4 protein-coding genes are annotated in these 7,658 nt (G+C 41.2%); all 4 read right to left on the bottom strand.

Features of this window, described 5'->3' with window-relative positions:
* On the bottom strand, positions 1–541 hold a 541-nt coding region (locus tag QXD64_08835), incomplete at its 3' end, for a fibronectin type III domain-containing protein (GenBank protein MEM3397412.1).
* The gene (locus tag QXD64_08830) at positions 529–1,020 is read right to left on the bottom strand and encodes a hypothetical protein (GenBank protein MEM3397411.1); all 492 of its coding nucleotides are present in this window, start codon (positions 1,018–1,020) and stop codon (positions 529–531) included. The genes QXD64_08835 and QXD64_08830, both read right to left, overlap by 13 nt.
* 11 nt (positions 1,021–1,031) lie before the next feature.
* Positions 1,032–5,798 carry a hypothetical protein gene (locus QXD64_08825; GenBank protein ID MEM3397410.1) on the bottom strand — a complete coding sequence of 1,589 codons (4,767 nt, stop codon included), beginning with the start codon at positions 5,796–5,798 and terminating at the stop codon, positions 1,032–1,034.
* Between the two features lie 1,050 nt (positions 5,799–6,848).
* The coding region (locus tag QXD64_08820; protein MEM3397409.1) for a hypothetical protein at positions 6,849–7,658 on the bottom strand (810 nt) is incomplete at its 5' end.

Below are 7,658 nucleotides of genomic sequence, written 5' to 3'. Positions count from 1 at the left end.
TTGTGCCCCAGAACACTGGTGTTACCGTTATGTCAATCCCCTTATATTTTATTATCCCGATATGATTGGAAATTCCGCTGGAGGAAGTCGTGCTCCAGTATACCATAAAGGATATTTTGCCTGTACCTGGTGCATAATTATCCCATAGGCCATGTAACATCAATCGCATCCTCGTTGTCCCGCTTCCACTCTGGACCATTGGTGAGCCACTGTAGGTTGAGTACACTGTGAATTTGTATGTGGTTGAAGGTTTGAGATTGTAGATAGATGCACTGTGTGTTGTAGAGCCATCACCACTTGCACTTACACTTCTACCATCAATTATCACATAGTTGTTAGTCGTGGGAACTGTTGTAAACCAGGAAACTGTTGCACTCTCATACGAGGGAGTCCATGTGATTGATGTGATTTTTGGAGAGGTGTAGGTAAAAGAGTATCTGGGAGACTTTTCGTGAGCTTGAGCTATGCTGAGCAAAGCCCATCCTATTACCCCTTGAAAGTTTACTTTTGTTCTTCCCGTATTCTTGTTTACTTCCCACATTGGCACACCTTCTCATTCCACCATCTTTTGCCGAACTTCCTGCAAAAGTACCGAGAAAAGACAAAGGTAATGAGTGCAGTGATAAAGATGTATATTACTAAATCAAAATAAAATATAATCTCCTCTGTCTCCCTTGAATACATTGGTCCATGGCGCACAGGAAGGATATAGATAAACAGAGGGGATATTATCCAACTGAAGATTGCCCCAATACTGCCACCGATACCACCTAACGAAAAAATCTTGTATTTTCTGTGCTGACATGTAGAAAATAATAGAGGTAAAAGAATTGGCAGAGAGAATATTAGGGCGTAAAGAATGAGGCCAAATATAGGATTTGTTTCCAAGAATATTGGATTATGCTGGTGATAAGATGCGATGAGGTTAAGTAGCCATAGATACAAGAGGAATCCCACGATGTAACCCAAAGCACTCATGTATGGACCAATGTAGTCCCGTTTTTTTATGATATCATTCATTCTATACCCCCTCATGAATAAAAAGAAAAAATTTGTCGTTGAAGATCATCATAGCCTCTTTTAAAACATAGGGCGTCGCAAAAGATACCAAAATGTGCTTCTATACCTTGTGGTAGTGGTCCTAACCAAAGATTGGTGTTTCCATCTCTAAGTTCATACCAACTACTAAATAGCATTTTGTTTTGCGGATGATATACATTTTGGCCAAAAGATTTTTCTCTAACTATCGGCAGTGCAGTGTTGATGAAGATTTCCTGATCGTCCTGTGTATGCCACAAGGATGATAAAGATTCCAGGTCATATGTACTAAACCCAGTTTCCATTATTGCGCATTTTTTACCATGGCTGTTGGCAATGTTGAACAGATGAGTAAGCGGTGCCCACTGATCAAACGAAGCCCACACCCAAGTGCCAGGATAATAATCTATCGCAAGAATGTTCACTTTTGGCGATTGTGCCCAGACCTCCAGCCGATCTGCCCATCCTGTAGTGATCACTGCATCACCTACATATGCATTCACTATTGTCTCAAAGCTTGTTTCACCTCCTTCAACCAAGCCATCATAACCAACCTCAAATCCTGTTACTTCATCCTGGTCACGGAGGAATGTGTTAACAGGATGATTTTCTTCGTTGAAGAGTTGGTAAAAGTAAATGTCGTTCTTAAATTCCTGTGCAATTCTCTTGCAGAAACTTTTCCATACTGGCCAGAAATTCTCAGGCGTGTAGACTCGCACATATTGATCATCACCGACATATACCAAATGCGTGTATTTGTATGCTGCCCAATATGGTCTTCCTGTTCCTATTACCGCTACAATGCCCAGGCCTCTCTGCTTACATGCCGATATTAAATTTTTGTAGGCATTTATCGCAACGGTATTCCATTGATTTTCAGAGGGTTCTATCCAGTCCCAGACAAAATCTATCCTTACAAAAGATGCACCCAAGTCAACAATCTTGTCCAAAGCATAGGAAGATGGAGTTCCCGAATAAAGATGTATGTCTTCTGGGTGTACACTCACTGCCCAACTCAACACATTGAAACGCACAGGGCAGAAACCCATCTTTACTTCTTCTCCATCATTCCAGAAATCTCCATCCGTGTTGGACAAGGATGCCATGGTGCCTCCTATCACACTCACCATGAAATAGTCAATGTATCCAACATCCCCGCTTGCCTTATCTACAACAATTAACTGAAAATAGAGATTAGCCTTTTGGAAAAGGTCAAGAGACCAACCTAACTGCGAGAATTTTATTGTAAGCTCTATGTAATCCAACGAAGAGTACACTCTATTATAGATTATTTTGACACAAGAACCCGTTGAATGAGAATACAAGAGATAGATTATCAAATCAGAGGGATATGTATGCACAACTCTTATCTTGAACATTGCATCTTTTACCCACCCTTTGTAAGAGGGCACATCACTATTAACTTGAATCTTTGCAATTGCGGATGGGTTGCTGGGCTGGTAGTCTGGAATCTCTGGATGATCACTTGAAGAATAAGTGGTATTATAAACTCTTCCGTTTTCTTCTACATCATAGAGAGCATCATTATCGGAATCACAATAGGTTTTCTTCCAGAGTGTTCCTGTAGAGGGATAAGTTTCTGTATAAGTTCCATAGTCATCATGCACACTCGCCTGAATTTTATATCCCACATATTTGTTATTACCCTGCCAGGGAACGGTAGCAACATAATAGAACCATGACCCACTTAAGAGATAGGGAGTATTTTGCACACTGTATGACCATGTTAGGCCATCATATGAATATGCAAGCAAATTGGTGTTAGTATCTGGTATGCCCGAAGTTTTCCATCTTACCTTGAATTGTGTGTTCCCCATTTCTGTGGCAAACTCATCTTGAGCTGATATAAATGAAATCCTTAGCCTCGTCGTGCCACTTCCTGATTTCGTCATCGTTCCACCACTGGAGACAGAAGATACAGTGAATGAATATGTGACTGATGGATAGAGGTTACTCACCCATGCCGTATGTGTCTTTCCATCACTGCTCGTGGTTGCACTCACTTCTTTGCCAGCTATCACAACCTTGCTACCAGAAGCAGCCACATTCGTTGTCCATACAATCTTTGCACATTCATACCAATCTGAATTACTTTGATGAGAAGGAGTCCATGTGATTGATGTGATTTTTGGAGAGGTGTAGGTAAATGAGAATCTTGGAGAGGCCACAGACTGAGTACCGTCTGTGCTTATTACCAAAACATCATAGGAATATGTAGAGCCTTCCGTGAAACTTCCTGTGGATGGAATAACTGTATACATCACTTTTGAGGAATAGAGAGTCCCCGCTACACTTACACCACCTGGATAGTATGTGCACCAGCCCCATCCAATCCACATATTTGTCTCCCACCATACCTTCGCTTTCCCACCTGTTAAGCATTCAACCCATATCCTCTGGATTTTCAAGGTAGTGCTGAATTCAACAATGGTGGAATTATAGGTCCCACTCTTTCCTTGAGCAACTACCTTTGCCTCATAGGTTGTAGAGGGTGAGACAGTTATGACTGCATAACTAGATGTGATCTCTGTACTGTATGGCCATGTATTTGTACCTTTCACACGCCAGTATAGAATCGCCAGGTATGGCGGAAAATCACAGCCCCAGCTAAAAGCCACTTCTGTTGGTGTATGCACATCGCAGGAAAGCCATACAGTGCTCTCTCCAGTTTTATCTTTTGTACTTGTTATCATCTGCTCGCAGGCATCTACAAGGTCACCTGTAGCATCACTCCCCTGTATCCAGCTCCCTTCTCCACCTGACACCTTTGGCATTACTTCAGTTTTCATTTTCTGCACAGCACCTTTAGTGTTGTTCGCCTCAAGCATGTTCTCGATTGCCTCAAGCTTGTTGTTCAACGCCTGTTTCCGCTCCTCCGGATTCCTGTCAAATACCTCATCTGGCAAACTGTCAATTGTTGTCTGCATCGTTTCCACAACCTTATCTGGTTCCTCATAATTCGTTGCCATTCCAATGCCTCGCTCAATTCCATAACGACTAAAGGCTATATAAACCTCACCGAAGTAGCCCGTGGCTATTGTGGGTTCAAATAAGCCAAGCAATGGATGCCCTTGGTTGTCCATAACAAGCTCGGTGTAGTTTGTATCCAGTTTTATTCTTTGTGGCTCTCCAATCTGGGTTAGTTCAGCATCAAAACTGGCATAGTTAAGCATGGAATACCAGTCGTCGTAGTCACGCCAGACCACATGCAATTTCTTTTCTGTTTTTGGCATTCTGAAAGGCAGTTGCCAGATGCCTGGTGCAATAGCATGGACATCTATTGCATCGGTATTGCTTGTGCTGAGCAAGGCTGTTGTGTTTCCAACCATGCCATAGACCTGGTAATTCCCGCTCCCGTTGTCAGCCCAGAAATAATACTGTTTTCCTTCCCATACAACAAAATCAAACCCCATCTTCCAGCTCCCATTTGTTTCTCGCACTTTGCTCACATTCCAGGTTGTGTTGTTTTTCTCTGCCAAATAAATCCAGCCATTGTAATTTCTAATGCCAATCAACTCTCTGCCCGCAAAATATCCTCTTGCCAGTCCATACAGTGGCTTTCCTTCCTGTGTGTAAATTTCCTCTGTCGTGTTGTTTTCCCAGACCCTCAGGGTGCCACCGCTTTTCAGGTTTGCCTTCAGATTCCACAGTTCTGGCGTTATGTTCACTGCGGGAGTTGTAAGGGCTACATTGCAGTAAACTGCCTTCCACTCAACGCTCTTCTCAATTCCGTTCTCGACCTCTTCCCAGTTCACATTGTCCTCGCTCACATACACTTTACCGCTCCCTTCCCAGCTTAGATTGATTGCTAAAATTTCCGTCTCCGTCTCAAACAATTTTGCTGTGTATACACCTGCCTTGTAATAATGCTCCACATACTCTATTTTCGGCACCGCTGTAGTAATCTCTTCAACCTTGAGCTCGTCAATGTAAAATCTTGCCCAGTTTGCATCTTTGTGCAACCAGTCCTCACCAATCCAGAAGTGGCATTCTGCGTTCCAGTTATGATGCATTCTGAATGGTCCATACATTGTTCCATCTATGTAAACTGTCATTGTGTCATTCTGGATGTCCATGTATGCCTCGATTATATACCAGTGCTCTGCCGCAAGATTGCAGACACGATGCAAAGGTCTGCCCTGATGCGAAGAAACAATCCAAAGAGAATTGTAATCAAGAGCAAATCCAATCCCTCCATCTACAATCACCCAGGGCCAGTGCACATCAGTGCTCGGCAGATAAAGTGCAAAACTGAGCCTGTATGTGCCTAAAAATGTGTGATGCATGTCTGGTGTCTCAACCCAGCAATAGCCAGACGTGTCAAGGTCATAGAAATGCAGGGAGTGATTGCCTCTGTAAGCAAACTCTGAAATCTCTGCATAGTTATTGCCCGCGGTTATGATTGTGTAGCCCGCAAGCCCGTGCTCAAAATCCTCGCTCCAGGTAAAATTGCTTGGTTGCTGTTGCCAGTAAAACTTCAGGACCTGGTTCTTTTCCTCGGTCTGGCTTCTGCCCCCGATAATGTACACAGTGTCGTTCACTGCAGCACAGGCACTCCCTTCAATTTCCTCTAGCAATCTTGTAGGAACCTCATAAATCACTCTTTCTGTGTAGGCAAAAATCTTGCTTGAGTTTCTGCCGCCAATAATGTAAATTCCTGCATTTGTAATTGCATAGCCAGAGTTGATAGCATCAGCGGGAATTTCTGCTTTCAACCTGAGTCGCACAGTGTTAGGCAAAAAAGGTTGCCTGTAACTCAAAAACCACTATTTTATAGAGACATGAAAAGGGTACTCTGTGGAACTCAGGTCGCATATGGAGATAAGAGAAGCAAAAAAAAGTATAACATGGTTTTGGTCAGCCCGCCTATCACAAATGGTAATTCATAATTTGTACCTTTTGAATGCCTAATTACCTATTTTGGAGACCTTCGACTTAATACCTCTTGAAGCTTGCGAAAATTCCTGAAGTAGGCAAATGACTTTGTCTCCTCAAAATTTTTTCTTAAGTTGATGTTCTTATGTGTAAAAATCATTTTGCTAAACTTTACACATTTCAATAATTACTTTAATATATCAACTATTAAACCATCCTAATACAAATCTTAAATATACAAAAATAAGTTGAATGACTAATAAGATAAGTGTCAGAATGATAGCATCCGATTTATATTCTCTATCCTTTTCTTTAAATACAATGTAGTAGAACGCCAGAATAGAAACTATAAAAGAGATAAAAAGCAAATACCATAGAGCCAATAATGAAAATGATGGGGGTAATTTACTATAGATATAGGCCAATAGTTCTGGGAAGAAGAGTGCCAGTCCCATTTGAAAGTTGCAAAAAAGCCAGATAATTAAAGAAAGAAATAGGAGAGTGGCACATAGGAAAGTCCTACCATTTGATAATACAGGATTTTTACCAATAACTTTCAGAGTGTAGAGGAAACCAAATAACACACCTACCATATCTATCAGAAGGATCATAATGAAGAATGAGAAGGACGAAGAAGAGACTAGAGAGGCCCGAGAGAATACAGGTGAGGTTATTAGCACAGAAAAAACCAAAATGGCTAAAATAATGATTGATTTTTTACGATACTTTTTTGGTAAGTTGGAAATAATACCACTATCTTTTACTATAAAGGAAACTGAACCAATTATTCCCAAAATAATAAGAAACAATATGAAGAACTGTGAAAAGAGGATTAATACTAACAAGCCCACAACTAGAATTAGCAAAAATAAAAAAAATAATGATGTCTTTTCTTTTAATATCTTCCCAACCTCCTATGGAGAGAGAAAACTTTTAAGCCATACCCAAACATCTTTGGTTTCGGCAATAGTCCCATCTAAGTTCATCCTGGTTGTTCCAAAATAACTTTCATGGGGTGACCAGTCATCATTGGTAGCGATATCATCAGAGGTAAACTCATACCAAATAACACCGCAAAAGCCCTTACTCCTTCCTGCACCATGATAATACTCTTTTATCAACCTCGTTAATGTTTGGTAGTAATTCTTTTGATCCGTCCATGACCGCTCATGTGTGCTGAAACCTGTTTCTGTCACCACTACCTTTTTTTTGTAAGCGCTCTGTAGTCCAAAGTCCTCACACAATAGTCGCACAATCTCTTTCAGATCGCTTTCACTCGTAGCTGCCCATGTCCCAGGGTAGTAATCCAGCCCAATCAAATCTACTTTTGAACCTGTATCATCCAGTACATATTTGAGATATTGCTTTAGCCCATCGTACCCTTGAGAAATTCCTTCTACTGTGTTACCACCATTTGCAATAATATCATAGCTTGGATTTATGCAAATCAATGTTGTTTTTCCGATCTTCTGATATACCTTCATCTCAGTTTCTGCCTCTCTGATTGCGTTACTACCTCCAACTAGCAAGGTGGTTTCCCATGAACGGTCCCACCACGGATGATGACCAAACCTAAACAACATTCCAAACACCCAACTATATATTTCATGATTCATCTCATTATCTACTTGATACACTAATATCCTCCTGTAGGCATCTGGGTCAACATTCCAGAACTTGTTTATAAGTGCCTTTACAAATGGCTTTACTTTCTGGATGTACTC

The sequence above is a fragment of the Thermoplasmata archaeon genome, from assembly GCA_038874435.1.
GTDB lineage: Archaea > Thermoplasmatota > Thermoplasmata > Lutacidiplasmatales > SKW197 > SKW197.
Note: the sequence above shows the minus strand (reverse complement) of the source record. Positions and strands in the feature narration are given on the sequence as shown.